We start from the raw sequence: 15,509 nt of genomic DNA, 5'->3' as shown, positions 1-15,509 counted from the left end.
ACCGCACGGTTGGTTCCTCCCGGTCCCCGGACAGCCTTGTGGTGGTGGCGTGAAGCGTTTCGCAGCCTCTGAGCGCGAAATCGGAGTTATCGCCCCTTGACAAAAAGGATTTGCGACTTAAATATTCTTCATAAATTCGCCCGTTTGCGAGTCCCGGGATCGCGAACGGGCCAAGGGTGGAAATGGGCAGGACAAAGATTTACTAAGGAGTTTCCAATCCGGAAATGAGGATTTTTCTTCACACCCTGCGGGTGCTCAGTCCCACCGCTTCGCGGCGGGTCCCGGTTTGGCCAATATCAAGGAAATCAAGCGTTCGCGCGGAGGCGACCTGCAGGTCGCCGCACAAGCAAACGTGCAGATTGACGCCGAGATTGGCCAAAAAGACCATTTCCGGATGGAAACCAAGGATGTTTCGAGGAGGTGATATCTATGGCGATCATCAGATGGCGTTATCCCTCGGAGATGCCCGCTATCGGGGAGCTGAGCCGGTTGCAGGAAGAGATGAACACGTTGTTTGACCGCTTTTTCGGAAAGGGCTCCGCCGTTTCGGCAGCAGGCGTCTACCCCCCGATCAACATGACCCAGGACGGCGACCATATCTATCTGAAGGCTGAGCTGCCCGGAATGGCTCCCGGCGACATCGATGTGACCATCGAGGACGACAACCTGATCCTCAAGGGCAATCGCAAGACCGATGTGGCCGAGCCGGATGTGAGCTATCACCGGCGGGAGAGAGGGGCAGGATCCTTTAGCCGCACCATCGCTTTGCCGGTCCGGGTCGTTGCGGACAAGGCCGCGGCCGAAACGCGCAACGGAGTGTTGAAGCTGGTTTTGCCGAAGGCGGAAGAGGTCAAACCCAAGAAGATTGAAATCAAGCTTTCCTGAGAGCAAAGGGGGTGATCGCAGTGGCAGATATGGAACTTCAGAGCACCGTCAAGAAACAGGTCGAGCCGAAGGCCGAACTGACATACTCCCGTCCGGTGTTCACGCCGGCTGTCGATATCTATGAAACCAAAGACGCCCTCGTCGTGCTGGCCGATATGCCGGGAGTGGATCAGAGCGGCGTAGATATCCATCTCGAGGAGAACATGCTCACGATCCGCGGAAAAGTCGCGGAGGAAGCTGTGGACAAGGACGTGGTCTACAGCGAATACAGGACGGGTGACTACTATCGGTCCTTCACCCTCTCCAATCTGATCGATCAGAACCGGATCGAAGCGGCGATCAAGGATGGAGTGTTGAAGCTGACTTTGGCGAAGGCCGAAACCGCAAAACCGCGTCAAATCGCCGTAAAAGCCGGCTGATGACATCGGGTGCGCCGTCTCTCTGAGCCGGGAGCGAAAAAACCCGCATCTTCTGCGCAGAAGATGCGGGTTTTTTCACATGCGTGCGGCTCTTGCCGCGCCAGTCGCCTAACCGTTTCCCCTGTTCCCCTGACGGGGGTTGACGGCCTTTCTCAAGTGAAGCGGTTCATCCCTTAGCCCGTGTTACCGGGTGCCGGCCGTTCAGCGATAGCCGCGGATGTCTTTGACCCTTGCGTAGCGTTCCTCGACGACCTTCCAGTTGATAATTTTCATGAACTGATCGACGTAATCCCCTCGTTTATTCTGGTATTTCAGGTAATAGGCGTGCTCCCAGACATCGCACACCAGGAGGGGATAGACGCCCCAGATCGCCAGGTCCTGATGCTTTTCGGCCTGCTGGATGACGAGGTGCCCCATGTAGGGCTCGTACGCGAGGATTCCCCAGCCGCTTGCTTCCACGGCCTTGGTTGCGGCCGCGAACTGGGCGAGCATGGCGTCAGCGGAGCCGAAACTCCGTACGGCGGCCTGCAGGAATTCGCCTCCGGGCGCGCCGCCCTCTTTCGCGAGATTGCCCCAGTACAGGGCATGCAGGACGTGCCCCGCGCCGTTGAACGCGAATTCGCGGGACCAGTGCTTGATCAGGCTGTAGTCGCCCGATTTCCGCGCTTCCGCGAGTTTTTCCATGGCAAGGTTGAAGCCTTTCACATAGCCGGCATGATGCTTGTCATGGTGGATTCTCAAGGTCTGTTCATCGATGTAGGGTTCGAGGGCATCGTAGGCATAGGGCAGCGGCGGCAGCATGCAGGCGCCGCCCTGCGCCGGTTTGGCCTCCTCCGCCGTGCCGGCGAACGCCTTGCCGTAAATGCCAGGAAGCCCGAGGGCCAGCGTAGCCATGCCGATGCCTTTCATCATTTCGCGCCTGCTCCATAACAGGTCCATAGATATCCCTCCCTTTCTGCGATGTTTACACTATGCGGGCCCATGCCCTGTATCCGCTCTGAAAGCCGCACGCTTTTCCGGGCTCGTTTTCCGGTTCCGCACCTTTCTGGTACCTTAAATTTTTTTGACTTCCAGCGCAAGTTTTGCGAGACTTGCGCCCATGTTGGCAATCCGTGCAATAGGGGGCAGGAGCATCGAATACGTGAGGCGGATGGGGGTTATGCTCCTGTTTCTGCTGGAAGCCGTCCTCTTCTGCTTCATTCCGCCTATCAAGCTGCGGCGCGTCATGAAGCAGATCCGGTTTATCGGCTTTCAGTCGATGCTCGTGATTATTCTGACCGGGGCGTTTTCCGGGATGGTGCTTGGGTTCCAGGGCTATTACAGCCTGAGCCGTTTCGGCTCGGAGGCGTTTCTGGGGCCCATGGTGGGGCTGGCGCTGATCAAGGAACTCGGGCCGGTCATTTCGGCCCTGATGGTCACCGGGCGCGCGGGATCCGCCATCGCGGCGGAGATCGGCATCATGCGCCTGACCGAGCAGGTCGACGCGCTCGAATTGATGGGCCTGAACCCTTTTCGCTACCTGATCGTCCCGAATCTGCTGGCGGGCCTGATCGCCATGCCCCTTTTGACAGCGATATTCGACGTCGTCGGTATCTTCGGCGGATATGCCGTCGGTGGGAAGCTTCTCGGCGTAGGCGCCGGGACCTATTTCGGAGAGATGAGCGCCTATGTGGAGGCCTCCGATGTCCTCGAAGGGCTTTACAAATCCCTGAGCTTCGGCGTCATCATCGTCTGGGTCTGTTGTTTCAAAGGGTTTTATACGGGCATCTATACGGGTTTTGGGGCCGAAGGCGTCAGCCGCGCCACAACGGAGGCCGTCGTCCTGTCCTCCGTCCTGATCCTGGTATGGGATTACTTCATGACGGCCTTGTTGTTCTGATGCGGCGATATAAAGGATGATCAGGATCGAAAATTTACATAAGTCCTTCGATGGGCATGCCGTTCTGAAGGGGATCGATCTGGAGATCCGCAAGGGCGAGGTCGTGGCCTTGATCGGGGGCAGCGGGTCCGGAAAGAGCGTCTTGATCAAGCATGTGGCAGGCCTGCTGAAGCCCGACCGCGGAGCTGTTTCGGTCGACGGCAAGAACATGGCGGCGCTGAAGGGCAAGGAACGGATCGCGCTGAGGGCCCGCCTGGGCTTCCTTTTCCAGGGCGGCGCCCTTTTCGACTCCATGACGGTTTACGAGAACGTTGCCTTCCCCCTCAAGGAGAAGTTCCGCCTGAGCGAGAAGCGGGTCGAGGCGCGGGTGTTGGAAGAACTCGAGAACGTCGGGCTCGCCGGTGCGGAGAACAAGTTCCCCTCCCAGATCAGCGGCGGGATGGCCAAGCGCGCGGCCCTTGCGCGGGCCCTGGTCACCGATCCGGAGATCATGCTGTTCGATGAACCGACCACGGGTCTGGATCCGGTCACGGGATTGAATATCATCCGCCTGATCGATGCGTGCCGGAAGCGGCTTCATTTTACCGGCATCATCGTGACCCACGCCGTCCCGAGGGTATTCGCGATCGTCGACAAGGTCGTCATGCTTCACGAGGGAAGGATAAAACTCGAGGGCCGGCCCAAGGATTTCATGGAATCAGGGGATCCGCTGGTGCAGGCGTTTGTCGGTCACAGCCTGGAGGGGGTGGAGGATACTCCCACAGGGAGCGAGGGCTCCTGAATCGGCCCAAGCCCGGACGGAAACGAATTGGCACTTGCTGTGAGCTTTTTACCCGGTTCGTGGATACCTTTCCTGGGTCCATCGGGTTCAGGTGCGGCAGCATCAGGATAAGGCATGAAAAAATTTGATCTGGAGTTCACGGTTGGATTATTTGTCATCGCGGGGATCATCTGCCTCGCCTATTTGTCGGTTCGATTGGCACGGATGGAAATCACAGGCGGATCAGGCTATGAAATCGAGGCCTGTTTCACCAATACAGGCGGGCTCAAGACCGGCGCGGCGGTGACGATCAGCGGCGTGGAGGTAGGCCGTGTGAAATCCATTGCACTGGAGGACTACTTCGCCTGCGTCGTCATGCAATTGCCGAAGGGGTTGGCTGTGCAGGACGACGCCATCGTTTCCATCAAGACCAAGGGGCTGATCGGCGAAAAATTCGTTGAAATCTCGCCCGGCGCCTCCGAAACACTCATCGAGCCGGGCGGACGCATCAGGGACACTCAGCCCGCCCTCGATTTCGAAGAATTGATTTCCAATTTCGTTTTCGGCAAGGTTTAATTGGATGCCTTTGCGCGAAGCAAAGACCTTTGCCTGGGTGAGGAGCGTTTGCAAATGGGTCTCGGCAGGATTGCGATAAGACTGGTTTTACTATTGATTCCGGTGCTTCTGGCGTTTCCCGCGCCGGCGCCGGCCGGCCAGGCGACCGAACAGATCAGGGCGACGACGGACAAGATCATCCGTATTTTGAGCGCCCCGGAGCTGAAAGACCCAGAACTGTCCGACGAACGGGCGCGCCGGATCAGGGCCGCGGTGGACGAGCGTTTCGATTGGGATGAGATCTCCCGGCGTACCGTCGGGCGATACTGGGCGAGGGCGACGGAGGATCAGCGCGCTAAATTCACCGAGCTTTTCGCCAAACTGCTCGAAAGGACCTATCTCGACAAGGTCGAAAACTATTCCGGTGAAGAAGTCTCTTACGACGACGAGATGATCGATGGAAGATACGGCCTGGTCAAGGTGACGATCAACAGCCCGCGAGGCACCGATATCCCTGTCGACTACCGCCTCATCCGGAAGGATGACCGGTGGTTTGTTTATGACATCTCCATCCAGGGCGTGAGCCTGGTCAATAACTACCGGATCCAGTTCAACAGCATCCTGGCGAAGTCTTCTTTCGATGATCTGTTGAAGCAATTGAGAAAGAAAGTGGAGGAGCTTTCGTGAGCGGGTTATTCCGGAGGGGATCGAAAAAAAGTGCATCCGAATCAGCGCGCTTTACAGGGCTGCTGTACTGTGGCGGAGTGTTATTGCTGCTGGGATTTCTGCTCTTTCCGCCGGCCGCAGCGCTCTCCGACCAGACCGCTCAGTTTCCGGCCGGTGACGGATCCACTGAGGCGGCGGTCGTCGAAGCGAATGAGGAGCCGTCCTTCGACGGAAACGATCTGCCCCCCTGGGAGAAAGAGGAGGGCGAGGCGCTTCAGCCCGAACCCATACCGGACCCGCTGGAGCCCTTCAACCGTGCCATGTTCCATGTCAATGACAAGCTCTACTTCTGGGTCTTCAAGCCGCTGGCGACCGCCTATGATTATGCATTGCCGGAGGAGTTGCGTTCGAGCTTCGATAATTTCTTCAGGAATCTCGAGATGCCGATCCGGGCAGTGAACTGTCTCCTCCAGGGCAGGTTCAAGGATTTTGGCAACGAAATCGCACGATTCGTTATAAACAGCACGATCGGCGTAGTCGGGTTCGGGGATGCGGCAAAGATCGTGTTCGACCTCGAACCCGGGGATGAGGACTTCGGGCAGACGCTCGGGCGGGCCGGCATGAAACCGCTGCTGTTCATCAACTGGCCGATTTTCGGGCCTTCGAGCGTCAGGGACACCATAGGGAGGGTCGGTGACGGGTTCCTGAACCCCGCCAATTACATCCTTTCGGACTGGCCTGAAAGGGCGGGGGTTTCCGTGTATGATCGGGTGAATGAGACGTCGCTTTCTCTGGGCGAGTATGAGAGTTTCAAACGGAGCGCCCTTGACCCCTACGTGGCGATGCGGGATGCCTACAACCAATACCGCGAGCAGAAGGTCCGCGAATAACAGACCGGGGAGAGCCGGCCCCGCTCACTTCTTGCCCGCCGAAGAAGCGAGCCCTGCAGAATGAAAAGGACCCGGAAAAGGGCCCATGACGGGAGTGAACGCCTACGCGAAGAGGGAGGTGAGAAGCCATTTACTACGAACATAAACCGGAAGGGCCTGTTGCCGAGGACCGCTTCGGCTATATCCATGTTTACTACGGCGAAGGGGTCGGCAAGACCACCCGGGCGATCGGGCTGACAACGCGTGCGGCCGGCGAGGGCCTGAGGGTGGCCTTCGTTCAGTTCATGAAATCCGGAGACTCCGGCGAGGTGAAGATCTTCCGGCAGATTCCGAACATCGCCTACTACTGCCCTGGAAAGCACCCGTTCATCCTGGCCAGGGGCCCCGAGCCGGTCCACTACCGGCACGCGGAACTGTCGCTCGAGCACGCCTTAGGCACGCTTCAGGATTCCGTCCAGATCCTGGTCTGCGACGAGATCCTCAACACCCTGATCTTCAATCTCCTGCCGGAGGAAGCCATCATGGACCTGATCACGCGCTGCCGGGAGCGGGTCGATCTGGTTCTGACCGGGAGGCACGCACCCCCTGAGATCATCGATGCCGCCGATTACGCGACGGAGCTGATCCAGGTCAAGCACCCTTATTACAAAGGGGTGCGCGCCCGTAGAGGAATCGAGTACTAAAAGGCCCACTCCACACCGAAGATGTAATTCCGGTCCGGCGCCGGGTAGTAGTTGGGCGCGTCCGGGAACCCGCCTATGACAACGTATTCCGAGTAATCCTGATTCGTCAGATTGTTGACGCCCACGAAGGTCTTGAGGTTGTTCCAGGTGTAGGAAAGCCGGGCGTTGACGATGTAGTAGCTGCCCTGTTTGGAGAAGGCGTTCGCCTGGTCGCTGATCGCGTAGCTTTCGCCGACATAGTTGTAGTCGGCCGAGAAGACCATGCCGGTGATAAAATCCTGCAGACGAAAACCCAGGTTCCCCCGGTGGCGCGGTACGGCGGGGATGTCGCGCCCCTCGTAAGGGTCTTTCTCGAAGGTGGCCTTCTCATAGGTGTAGTTGCCGTAAAGCGTCAGGTGTTTCAGGACGCGTGCCTTCGCGCCGAGTTCGAGGCCCCGGTGCAGTGTCTCCGGGTGGTTTTCGTTGGTGTAGGTGTCTTTGTTGAAGAAGATCTCTTCTTTGATCTTCGCTTGAAAGATCGTCAGGTTTGCCTCGATGTCCCGGGTGATGAAATGGCGGATGCCTGCCTCGAGGTGGTCCCCGCGCTGCGGGTGCAAATCCGGATTGATGTTGATGGTGCCCAAGTAGAAATCGTAAACCACCAGTTCGTCCGTCAGCGGAAAGCGGAAACTCCGGTTGGCGCGCGCAAAGACCGATGATTCCCCCTGATAGAGGTAGGTCAGTCCGGCGCTGTAGGCGTACTCATGGTCGTCGACCGTATCGTCCAGGGGGGCCAGGTAGCCGGTCAGGTCCTCCTGCTTCATGTCGTATTCGACCGCTTCCCGGCGCGCCCCTAGGGACAGGATCAGGTTGTCGAGGACGAACAGGTCGTTGTTGAGGTAGAACCCATAGCTGTCCCGGGAGACGTTCGAGCGGCTGGACGGTGCTGGCGGGGCGCCGTACAGGGTGTCGAGATCCATTTCGGCCCGATAGAAGTCCGCCCCCGCGATCAGGGTATTCGGGCGCGAGAAGAGGGGTTTCTCGAGGACGTAGCGCGGTGTAAAGGACCACGTGTCGAGTTTTCGTTCCGCCGAGAAGGTGTAGCTGACGAATGCCTCGTCGGTGTCGCGGTACCGGTAGCCTAAATCGGCGGCGAGATACCCCAGTGCGCCGAAATCGATCCGTGTGTCCAGCTTGAGGTACTGGTCCGTGTTCTTGGCGCCGTCATCCGGGGCGTTCGCCTGACGGCGGTCGAGGGCATAAGCCTCCTCGGTCAGCGGCCCCGGCAGACCATAGTCGTCCGAGTGATAGGCTCCGCTCAGGTTGAAGCTCAGGGAGTCCGTGGCGTCATAGGCCACCTTGGCCCCGACGTCCCGGGTGCGCAGGTAGCCGTTTTCACGGTATCCGTTCATCGACTCATAGCTGGCGGAAAGAAGGGTCGCCAGCCGTTCCGTGCCGCCGCCTGCACGCGCCCAGCCTTTCGCGCGCCCGTAGCTCCCGCCGCTGCCGCCCACTGCGGCGTTGAATCCCTTGTCCGGAGTCCTGGTGATGATGTTGATGACGCCGCCCGAGGCGTTGTCTCCGTAAAGGACGCTTCCGGCCCCGCGGACGATCTCGATCCGTTCGATCTGGTCGAGAGGGATTTGCGTCCAGTCGACGCCGCTCAGATCGATCTCGTTTACACGGCGGCCGTCCACCAAGACGAGCGTGTTGTAAGGCCCCGTCTCGCCGAATCCCCGCAGGTCGACCTGGGCGGTTTTTCCGTTACCGTAGAGGTCTCTTACCACAACCGCCGCCTCCGAGCGGAGCAGATCCGGCACGTTTTCCGCGTTGGCGTTCTCGATCGTTTCTTCGTCGATGACGGTCACATGGGCCGGGACCTCCTGAACGGCCTGCTCGGTGCGCGTTCCGGTGACGACGACGGTTTCCATCCGGACCGCATCCTCGGCGGCGGCCGGCGCGCGGTTGCCGGCTGCCGCCAAAGCGAAGACGGCCATACTGCAGTAAAATGTCTTGATCCAGGGTTTCATCCTATTCTCCTTTCGCTGTAGAAAATGAGTCGGCGTCCGGAGAAAAAAATCCCCGGACCGCTTTGCGATCCGGGGATGACCCTTTTTTATCCACGGGATCCGGGATGCGACCCCGTACCACGAAGGTCTTGTATCCCTGTTCAGGCAGGTCTTCTGACTCCTCCGCCCTCTCGGCGGCCTTCCCATCCGAGGGCGTCGGACAGTGGCTTCTCTAGGCCGGGAGGTTTCCTTCTCCTGCGGGAGCGGGGAAAAGGAGCGGAGTCACAGCGGCGGGTCCGTCCCCGTTTTCAAGGGAGTTCCCTTTTAAGCCCTTGCGGGCACCTGAACGTGCGAATCTTCCTATCAGAAGATGATTGGAAGGTCAAGCAGATAGAAGCGAAAGGCAGCCGGCGCCGTCTCCGGGCAAGCAAAGGCGATGTGGGAAAGATTGAAAAAGCGGCTGATAAAACGTATCATTCTAAAAAGTGGTGTGGTGCTGAATGGGGGCTTTTTTGGCCGTACGTATCGACCTTATGGAGGAGTTTCCATGAAAAAGAAGACAGGAACGACGTGGATTTTGGTTGCGGCGCTCTTTCTGCTCGGAGCGTGTTCGCCTATCTCACCGCAGCTCCGTCATTCGTCCGAGGTGGATGTGCCCTTCGAGACGCTGGTTTCCGAAGCGGATGCCCATAAGGGAAAGACCGTTCTTTTGGGCGGGAAGGTCCTTTCTATCCAGCCGGAAGCCGCTCGAACCCTTATCACCGTGCAGCAATGTCCCCTGAATCATGAAGGCCGCCCCCACTGCAAAACGGATTCAGGCGGTGTGTTCCTGGTCTCCTACCACGGGAAGCCCCTGGGACCTCTGAGCAGGCCGGATCAGGAGATAACGGCGGTCGGGAAAATCATCGGGCTAGAGAAAAATGACGGCAGTTACTGCGCCTCAGGCTGCCTCGTGATCGAGTCCGAAGATGTCTACCTCTGGGCGATGGCGCCGCCGGCGGATTACAAACTGTGGCCCCGTTATCCCTACGACCGCGGCGCAAGGTCCTGGGAGGGTTATTAGCTGCATGATGCAGCTGGGCCCACCGCCCTTATTTTTTGAACAGCGCCTCAAGGGCCCGGCGCGCCTCGGTGACGGGGTTGACAGACTCCCGGTTTGAGCCGCGGGGGAGAAAATACTCGCAAAAATTTGCGCGCTCCTTGTCCACGACCCGTTCAGCCGAGACCTCTCGGCATTCGTTGTACGCATGGGTGTCATAAAATTTACACTGTTTGCAGCAGTGAAGATCCCGCCCGCATCGGGGGCAGGTATCGCTGCGCAGGATCCTGTCGTGGGTCTTGATGGTCGTTTTGCAGAAGGCACAACGCATCTTCCATCCTCCATCGATACCGTTGCGTTATGATAATCAGGTGTTTCAATCGGATGTTTCGCCGCTTCGATCTTCAGATCACGGGATATCGTCATGCAGGCGATCGCTTACAGACGCTCGGAGATCCAGGTGCTGGATCACACGGCCGATCTAGGCATCATTGTAAAGAGTCCTGATCTTCAAACCCTTTTCGAAGATGCGGCCGGGTATATGATGCAGATGATGGTCGCCCCCTTGGAAGAGGGGATCGGCCATGATTTCGCGATACGGGTCGAGGCCTCGGACCTCGAGGACCTGATGGTCCGATGGCTGGGGGAGATCCTCTATCTTTTCGAGGGCGAGGGGCAGATCGTCACTTCGGTCCGCATCGAGGCGCTCTCGCCCTGCTCTCTTTCGGCCGTAGTGAGGCAAACCCCTTTCGACGCCGAGGTTCACGAGGTCCTCTGCGAGATCAAGGCGGTGACCTACCACCAGATAGAGGTTCGCGAACGAGCAGGCCGCTGGGAATCCCGCATCATTTTTGACGTCTAGGGGCAGGATCCGCCGGAAGGCCTTGGGCTCGATGCCTGTCTTCGACTGCCAACGCAAAAAGGGGAGGTTTCCCTATGGATATCAAACTCGAAAAGGTCGACGACTGCCGATGGCGGATTCCCAGGACCGGTCCGATGCGTGTCGACGGGCTGATTTTTTCGAACGACGAACTCATCAAGCAGGTCCAGGGGGACCAGAGTCTGCAGCAGGTTGCCAACGTCGCCACCCTGCCTGGAATCGTGGGGCACTCGCTCGCCATGCCGGATATCCACTGGGGTTATGGCTTCCCGATCGGCGGGGTGGCGGCCTTCGATCCGGCAACCGGGGTCGTGTCACCGGGCGGGGTCGGTTACGACATCAACTGCGGCTGCCGACTCATGACCACGGCGCTCACGATCGGAGACGTACGCCTCTCTATCAAAGAGCTGATACTCTCCCTGTTCAGGAATGTCCCGACCGGCGTAGGATCCACGGGGGCGGTCGTGCTCACGAAGGCCGAGGAGGCCCGGGTGGCGCTCGAAGGTGCGGCTTGGGCCGTCAAACAGGGCTTCGGAACGACGGAGGACCTGGAGAGAACGGAAGACCTCGGCACCATGGCCGGAGCGGATCCTTCCGTCCTGAGCGAACGAGCCCTGAAGCGGGGCGTCGATCAACTCGGCACCCTCGGATCAGGCAACCATTTCCTTGAAGTTCAGGTCGTCGATACGATTTACGATCCGAAAACCGCGGCGGCCTTTGGTCTGCAAGAAGGTCAGGTGACCGTTTTCCTCCACACGGGATCAAGAGGATTCGGCCATCAGATCTGTGACGATTTCCTGAAGATGATGAGCCAAAAATCCAACCTGCTGCCCTTTGACCTGCCCGACCGGCAGCTTGCCTGTGCGCCCCTTCAGTCCGAGATGGCACGCCGCTATCTCGCGGCCATGGCCTGTGCAGCGAACTATGCCTGGGCCAACCGTCAGATCCTCATGCATCTGACGCGGGAAACATTCATGAAGACCCTGGGCCTTTCTCCCCGCGATTTGAGAATGCGGCTTCTCTTCGACGTGTGCCACAACATCGCCAAACACGAAACGCACCGCTTCGGCGGGCGGACCATGGAGCTGTGCGTGCATCGAAAGGGCGCCACACGCGCTCTGCCGCCCGGGCATCCGCTTCTTCCCGAGATCTACCGCCTTGTCGGGCAGCCCGTCCTGATCCCCGGGGACATGGGAACCCACTCGTACGTGCTGGTCGGCGCTGAAGGTGCTATGGCGGAGACCTTCGGTTCGACCTGCCACGGGGCCGGCCGGGTGTTGAGCCGCTCTCAGGCCCTCAAGCGGGCCAAAGGCAGGTCGATTAGCCGGGAAATGGACGACAAGGGGATCGTTGTGCACTCCAAAGGCAAAAAAACACTGGCGGAAGAGATGCCGGAGGCGTACAAGGACGCATCTCAAGTCGTAGAGGTGGTCCATGCCGCCGGCCTTGCCCGGAAAGTCGCTCGACTGACTCCATTGGGAGTCATCAAAGGGTAGGCTTTCCTGTTCTCATACGGAGCATATCCCTGAATATCTTCGAATTTACCAGTTCGCTCCGCGCCGGTCAACTGAAAAGTGCCGAAAAACGGCTTGTATCGCCGAAAGATATCCTGTATATAGGGTGAGTGAATGCCCATTCATTATTTTCATCCTCAAGGAGGCCGGTGATGCAGTACGATCTAACGGAAGAGCAGTTGATGCTGAAGGAGACGGTGGCCCGAATCGCCAGGGAGCAGGTCGCGCCGGGGGCCGAGAAACGCGACGAGGAGGCGCAATTCCCTTGGGACATGGTGGAGATCCTCAAAGAAAACGCCCTTTTCGGGGCTGATTTTCCAGAGGTTTATGGGGGCTCCGAGATGGGCCTGCTTGCGCTCTGCGTGATGATCGAGGAACTCGCCAAGGCGTGCGCATCCACCGCCGTGATTCTTCTGGTGCACGAACTCGGGACTATGCCCATCTTTCTTGCGGGCAATTCCGAGCAGAAGTCACGGTATCTGCCGCGTCTGGCTGCCGGGGATGCGCTCATCGCCTTCGGACTGACTGAGCCGAACGCCGGGTCGGATGTCTCGAGCCTCCGCACTCGGGCGGTCAAAGAGGGCGACGGTTATCTCCTTAACGGCAGCAAGATCTTCATCTCCCATGCGGACGTGGCGGAGGTGATCTGCGTGGCGGCCAGGACCGATACGACGGTGCCCGGCCACAAGGGGACGGGCGTTTTCATCGTGGACAAGGGGACTTCCGGGCTCAGCATCGGGAAGCGCGAGAAGAAGATGGGGCTGCGCGCCTCTTCCACCGTGGAGGTCGTTCTGGAGGATGTCCGCGTTCCGGCGGCCAACCTGCTCGCCGAAGAAAACTCAGGATTCCCTATCATCATGAAAACGCTCGACATCACCCGAATTCCCGTGGCGGCCCAGGCGGTGGGGATAGCGCAAGGCGCGCTCGACTATGCCATCCAGTACACCAAGGAGCGCCAGCAGTTCGGGAAGCCGCTCTTCTCTTTCCAGGGTCTTCAGTGGATGATGGCGGATATGGCGACACGGGTCGAGGCATCGCGCCAGTTGACTTACAAGGCCGCTGCACTCTTCGAGGCGGTGCCCAAAAACCTCGACAGGGTCTCCCGTGAACTGATCCGCCACTCGGCGATGGCGAAGGTGTTTGCGGCGGACACCGCCATGCAGGTGACGACGGATGCGGTGCAGCTTTTGGGTGGGTATGGGTATGTCAAAGAATATCCGGTGGAGCGGATGATGCGGGATGCCAAGATCACGCAGATTTACGAAGGGACGAGCCAGATCCAGAAGGTCGTGATCTCTTCCACCCTTTGATTCGGCAAGGCGTTGGACCCCCTGGTTCACCCCGGGCGGCCGTCGCTCTATCCCGCCGGATCGCGGGATGATTCTGTGATCCGGCGGGATTGTCTTGTTCAGGTGAGCCGCGGCCGCAGCCGGAAAAATTCGGGAAGGGGCCCGGGGGGCCCGAGATGCAGCTCGAAAGGTCTGATCTACCCGGCCTTGCGGGGCTTGAAAGGAACTCGAAAGGAAGCTGAATGACGCTATCGATGACCGCCTCTTTGGTGATGGCGGCGGGGCGCGGCAGCCGGATGGAAGGCTACGCCGGCAACAAGACCCTTCTTCCCCTGCTGCCGGAAGGCGGGCCGTTTGTCGGCCGTCAGCCGTTGATTTTCGAAATCGTGAAAAACCTCCCGGCCGGGCCGAAGGCGATCGTGGTCCACCATCGAGAGGCGGAAGTCAGGGAGGCGACCCGGCATCTCGATGTCACCTACTGCCGGCAGCCCGAGCTGAACGGGACCGGTGGCGCGCTCATTGCGGCGGCCCCCTTCATTGAAAAAACGTCCTTTGACGCCCTGTTGATCACCATGGGAGATGTCCCTCTTGTCGAGGCGTCGACTTACGGGGCGTTGGTAGACGGTCTGGTGCAGCACCCCTTCATGGTGCTCGGCTTTAAGCCCCGGGAAAAGCGCCGCTACGGTCTGGTGGAAATGGAGGAGGACCGGGTGATGCGTATTACGGAGTGGACTTACTGGAAGGATTATCCCCCCGAGACGCAGAAGCGCCTGACGATATGCAACGCCGGGATCTACGCCGTACGTAGAGAGGTCCTTGGCAGGTTCCTGCCGGTTTTGGAATCGCGCCCCCACCGGGTGGAAAAGCGGGTGAATGGCGCCATGAAAACCATCGAGGAATATTTTATCACGGATCTGGTGGATTACTTGAACGAGGCGGGCTTGACGGTAGGCTGCCGCGTGGTCTGCGACGAAAGCGAGGTCATGGGGGTTGACGATCCGGAAAGCCTGCGGCGGGCGCAGGAGATTTATGCCATGCGCCGAAAGAAGGGGTGAACGGTGTCCAAACCGGCTCCGAGACGAAGACCGCCAAACGGCCCTCGCCCCTACATCCCCGGGGAGGATTCGACCGCTTCGACGGTGAATTCCCGCAGTTTGCCGGGCAACGGCCCGAAGACGATCGTGAAGGGCAGGGCGGCGCCGGGTTCTATATTGAAGTTGCTGCGTGCCACCCCATAACGGTTCTGCATCCGCGCCGTGATTTCCTCCATGGTCATCGTTTTCAGTTCTTCGTCCTTTAAGGAATTGCCCGCATAGGCCTCTCGCGTCTGCACGATCTGCCCTTGTTCATCGACCAGATTTGCCCGCAGAAGGACAAAACTTCGCTTTTCCGGGTACTGGTTGATGACCGTGCCGTTGATGACGAAAAGGGAACCGGCCTTCTCGGATGGCATGAATCGTCCGTTGATCTCGGCCAGGCGCAGCTGCCTGGCGCCTGTGTCTTCTGTCGTGGGCTTCGCCTTTTCGATGAATGGAATGGAGGAAGGGATGTACTCGGGCGCGAAAAACCAGACGCCCGCACCGGCGGCGAGAAGCAGTGTGAAAAATATCAGCAGATACAGCCAGATGCGGTTTTTTCGCCCGGGCTGGCCCTCTTCGTTCGCCTGCGACCCGGCATCCGTTCCTAACGCTGTTTCGTCCTCCTGTTGAAAGTCCGGAGTTTCTTCCTCTGCGGCTGTCTCCTCCGGCTCGATGTCATCGTGACGGTAAACGCTTTCGATCAGGGCGTCGAAATCGATTTCGGCATCGCTTTTCGAGGTTTGCGTAGATTCCTCATCATCCAGAGGAAAATACGGCGCTTCCTCGAGGTTCGTCCGCTCTTCTGCAGGTCTCTCAAGGGCCTGGTCTGCGTCTGCGAGTGCCGGCGGGGGGGCGGGGGGAAAGGCCCTGAAGATGTGCCTGCAAATCGAGCATCGCACCTGTGTGCCACCCGGATCGAGCAGGGTTTCATCGACGCGGAAGCGGCTCTTGCACCGCTCACACTGGATAATCATGGGCATCCT

18 protein-coding genes and 1 riboswitch are annotated in these 15,509 nt (G+C 59.1%); of the genes, 14 read left to right on the top strand and 4 right to left on the bottom strand.

Annotation, left to right across the window (positions count from 1 at the left end; all coding sequences use genetic code 11):
* Positions 1 to 286: 286 nt before the first annotated feature.
* Genes H567_RS28670 through H567_RS0117705 form a run of 3 tightly spaced genes read left to right on the top strand, consistent with a single transcriptional unit; the run spans position 287 to position 1,304 of the window.
* Positions 287 to 424: a hypothetical protein gene (locus H567_RS28670; RefSeq protein WP_153306250.1), complete on the top strand. Its 138-nt coding sequence runs from the start codon at positions 287 to 289 to the stop codon at positions 422 to 424.
* Positions 425 to 429: 5 nt separating this feature from the next.
* Positions 430 to 885, top strand: coding sequence for an Hsp20/alpha crystallin family protein (locus tag H567_RS0117710; protein ID WP_035254988.1), 456 nt, complete (start codon positions 430 to 432; stop codon positions 883 to 885).
* A 29-nt stretch (positions 886 to 914) separates the two neighbouring features.
* Complete coding sequence (locus tag H567_RS0117705; RefSeq protein WP_244155511.1) at positions 915 to 1,304, top strand: Hsp20/alpha crystallin family protein; 390 nt, start codon at positions 915 to 917, stop codon at positions 1,302 to 1,304.
* A gap of 201 nt (positions 1,305 to 1,505) precedes the next feature.
* On the opposite strand, the gene H567_RS0117700 is transcribed toward H567_RS0117705, so the two are convergent.
* Positions 1,506 to 2,243, bottom strand: coding sequence for a superoxide dismutase (locus H567_RS0117700; RefSeq protein ID WP_084517522.1), 738 nt, complete (start codon positions 2,241 to 2,243; stop codon positions 1,506 to 1,508).
* Between the two features lie 160 nt (positions 2,244 to 2,403).
* Here H567_RS0117700 and H567_RS0117695 point away from each other — a divergent pair, with 160 nt between their 5' ends.
* From H567_RS0117695 to H567_RS0117670, 6 genes are all read left to right on the top strand, one after another.
* Positions 2,404 to 3,183 carry an MlaE family ABC transporter permease gene (locus H567_RS0117695; protein WP_028322405.1) on the top strand — a complete coding sequence of 260 codons (780 nt, stop codon included), beginning with the start codon at positions 2,404 to 2,406 and terminating at the stop codon, positions 3,181 to 3,183.
* 16 nt (positions 3,184 to 3,199) lie between these two features.
* Complete coding sequence (locus H567_RS0117690) at positions 3,200 to 3,964, top strand: ABC transporter ATP-binding protein (RefSeq protein ID WP_028322404.1); 765 nt, start codon at positions 3,200 to 3,202, stop codon at positions 3,962 to 3,964.
* A gap of 114 nt (positions 3,965 to 4,078) precedes the next feature.
* Entirely contained in the window at positions 4,079 to 4,519 is a 441-nt protein-coding gene (gene mlaD / locus H567_RS0117685; RefSeq protein ID WP_028322403.1) for an outer membrane lipid asymmetry maintenance protein MlaD, read from the top strand.
* Positions 4,520 to 4,573: 54 nt separating this feature from the next.
* Positions 4,574 to 5,185, top strand: coding sequence for an MlaC/ttg2D family ABC transporter substrate-binding protein (locus H567_RS0117680; protein ID WP_028322402.1), 612 nt, complete (start codon positions 4,574 to 4,576; stop codon positions 5,183 to 5,185).
* Between the two features lie 83 nt (positions 5,186 to 5,268).
* The gene (locus H567_RS25795; protein ID WP_051185079.1) at positions 5,269 to 6,054 is read left to right on the top strand and encodes an MlaA family lipoprotein; all 786 of its coding nucleotides are present in this window, start codon (positions 5,269 to 5,271) and stop codon (positions 6,052 to 6,054) included.
* A 128-nt stretch (positions 6,055 to 6,182) separates the two neighbouring features.
* Complete coding sequence (locus H567_RS0117670) at positions 6,183 to 6,737, top strand: cob(I)yrinic acid a,c-diamide adenosyltransferase (protein ID WP_084517518.1); 555 nt, start codon at positions 6,183 to 6,185, stop codon at positions 6,735 to 6,737.
* On the opposite strand, the gene H567_RS0117665 is transcribed toward H567_RS0117670, so the two are convergent.
* Positions 6,734 to 8,746 carry a TonB-dependent receptor gene (locus tag H567_RS0117665; protein ID WP_028322400.1) on the bottom strand — a complete coding sequence of 671 codons (2,013 nt, stop codon included), beginning with the start codon at positions 8,744 to 8,746 and terminating at the stop codon, positions 6,734 to 6,736. The two genes, H567_RS0117670 and H567_RS0117665, sit on opposite strands and share 4 nt — an antisense overlap.
* Positions 8,747 to 8,872: 126 nt before the next feature.
* Positions 8,873 to 9,086, bottom strand: a riboswitch (cobalamin riboswitch).
* A gap of 186 nt (positions 9,087 to 9,272) precedes the next feature.
* Between H567_RS0117665 and H567_RS0117655 the strand changes: the two genes are divergently transcribed.
* Complete coding sequence (locus tag H567_RS0117655) at positions 9,273 to 9,788, top strand: Slp family lipoprotein (RefSeq protein ID WP_028322399.1); 516 nt, start codon at positions 9,273 to 9,275, stop codon at positions 9,786 to 9,788.
* A gap of 28 nt (positions 9,789 to 9,816) precedes the next feature.
* On the opposite strand, the gene H567_RS0117650 is transcribed toward H567_RS0117655, so the two are convergent.
* On the bottom strand, positions 9,817 to 10,095 hold the full coding sequence (locus H567_RS0117650; protein ID WP_028322398.1) for a hypothetical protein: 279 nt from the start codon (positions 10,093 to 10,095) through the stop codon (positions 9,817 to 9,819).
* Between the two features lie 93 nt (positions 10,096 to 10,188).
* Here H567_RS0117650 and H567_RS0117645 point away from each other — a divergent pair, with 93 nt between their 5' ends.
* The 4 genes from H567_RS0117645 to H567_RS0117630 all read left to right on the top strand — a co-directional run bounded on the left by H567_RS0117645 (position 10,189) and on the right by H567_RS0117630 (position 14,502).
* On the top strand, positions 10,189 to 10,626 hold the full coding sequence (locus H567_RS0117645; protein WP_028322397.1) for an archease: 438 nt from the start codon (positions 10,189 to 10,191) through the stop codon (positions 10,624 to 10,626).
* A gap of 74 nt (positions 10,627 to 10,700) precedes the next feature.
* On the top strand, positions 10,701 to 12,140 hold the full coding sequence (locus H567_RS0117640) for an RtcB family protein (RefSeq protein ID WP_028322396.1): 1,440 nt from the start codon (positions 10,701 to 10,703) through the stop codon (positions 12,138 to 12,140).
* Between the two features lie 170 nt (positions 12,141 to 12,310).
* On the top strand, positions 12,311 to 13,468 hold the full coding sequence (locus tag H567_RS0117635; protein ID WP_028322395.1) for an acyl-CoA dehydrogenase family protein: 1,158 nt from the start codon (positions 12,311 to 12,313) through the stop codon (positions 13,466 to 13,468).
* A gap of 221 nt (positions 13,469 to 13,689) precedes the next feature.
* Positions 13,690 to 14,502 (top strand): NTP transferase domain-containing protein, encoded by an 813-nt coding sequence (locus tag H567_RS0117630; protein ID WP_028322394.1) that lies wholly within the window; start codon positions 13,690 to 13,692, stop codon positions 14,500 to 14,502.
* 50 nt (positions 14,503 to 14,552) lie between these two features.
* Here the strand turns inward: H567_RS0117630 and H567_RS0117625 are convergent, their stop codons facing one another.
* Positions 14,553 to 15,500, bottom strand: a complete 948-nt coding sequence (locus H567_RS0117625) for a DUF3426 domain-containing protein (RefSeq protein WP_028322393.1) — start codon at positions 15,498 to 15,500, stop codon at positions 14,553 to 14,555.
* Between the last annotated feature and the right edge of the window lie 9 nt (positions 15,501 to 15,509).

It is taken from the genome of Desulfatiglans anilini DSM 4660, assembly GCF_000422285.1.
Taxonomy (GTDB): domain Bacteria; phylum Desulfobacterota; class DSM-4660; order Desulfatiglandales; family Desulfatiglandaceae; genus Desulfatiglans; species Desulfatiglans anilini.
The sequence above is the reverse complement of the archived record's forward strand: the minus strand, read 5'-3'. Positions and strand labels throughout refer to the sequence as shown.

Bases quoted from the DNA above. Each gene is read 5' to 3' on its own strand.
- H567_RS0117680 (WP_028322402.1), top strand. From the start codon at position 4,574: ATGGGTCTCGGCAGGATTGCGATAAGACTGGTTTTACTATTGATTCCG.
- H567_RS0117630 (WP_028322394.1), top strand. From the start codon at position 13,690: ATGACGCTATCGATGACCGCCTCTTTGGTGATGGCGGCGGGGCGCGGC.
- H567_RS0117665 (WP_028322400.1), bottom strand. From the start codon at position 8,746: ATGAAACCCTGGATCAAGACATTTTACTGCAGTATGGCCGTCTTCGCT.
- H567_RS0117705 (WP_244155511.1), top strand. From the start codon at position 915: ATGGAACTTCAGAGCACCGTCAAGAAACAGGTCGAGCCGAAGGCCGAA.
- H567_RS0117645 (WP_028322397.1), top strand. From the start codon at position 10,189: ATGCAGGCGATCGCTTACAGACGCTCGGAGATCCAGGTGCTGGATCAC.
- H567_RS0117635 (WP_028322395.1), top strand. From the start codon at position 12,311: ATGCAGTACGATCTAACGGAAGAGCAGTTGATGCTGAAGGAGACGGTG.
- H567_RS0117625 (WP_028322393.1), bottom strand. From the start codon at position 15,500: ATGATTATCCAGTGTGAGCGGTGCAAGAGCCGCTTCCGCGTCGATGAA.
- H567_RS0117695 (WP_028322405.1), top strand. From the start codon at position 2,404: ATGTTGGCAATCCGTGCAATAGGGGGCAGGAGCATCGAATACGTGAGG.
- H567_RS0117690 (WP_028322404.1), top strand. From the start codon at position 3,200: ATGATCAGGATCGAAAATTTACATAAGTCCTTCGATGGGCATGCCGTT.
- H567_RS0117710 (WP_035254988.1), top strand. From the start codon at position 430: ATGGCGATCATCAGATGGCGTTATCCCTCGGAGATGCCCGCTATCGGG.
- H567_RS0117640 (WP_028322396.1), top strand. From the start codon at position 10,701: ATGGATATCAAACTCGAAAAGGTCGACGACTGCCGATGGCGGATTCCC.
- H567_RS0117655 (WP_028322399.1), top strand. From the start codon at position 9,273: ATGAAAAAGAAGACAGGAACGACGTGGATTTTGGTTGCGGCGCTCTTT.
- H567_RS0117650 (WP_028322398.1), bottom strand. From the start codon at position 10,095: ATGCGTTGTGCCTTCTGCAAAACGACCATCAAGACCCACGACAGGATC.
- mlaD (WP_028322403.1), top strand. From the start codon at position 4,079: ATGAAAAAATTTGATCTGGAGTTCACGGTTGGATTATTTGTCATCGCG.
- H567_RS0117700 (WP_084517522.1), bottom strand. From the start codon at position 2,243: ATGGACCTGTTATGGAGCAGGCGCGAAATGATGAAAGGCATCGGCATG.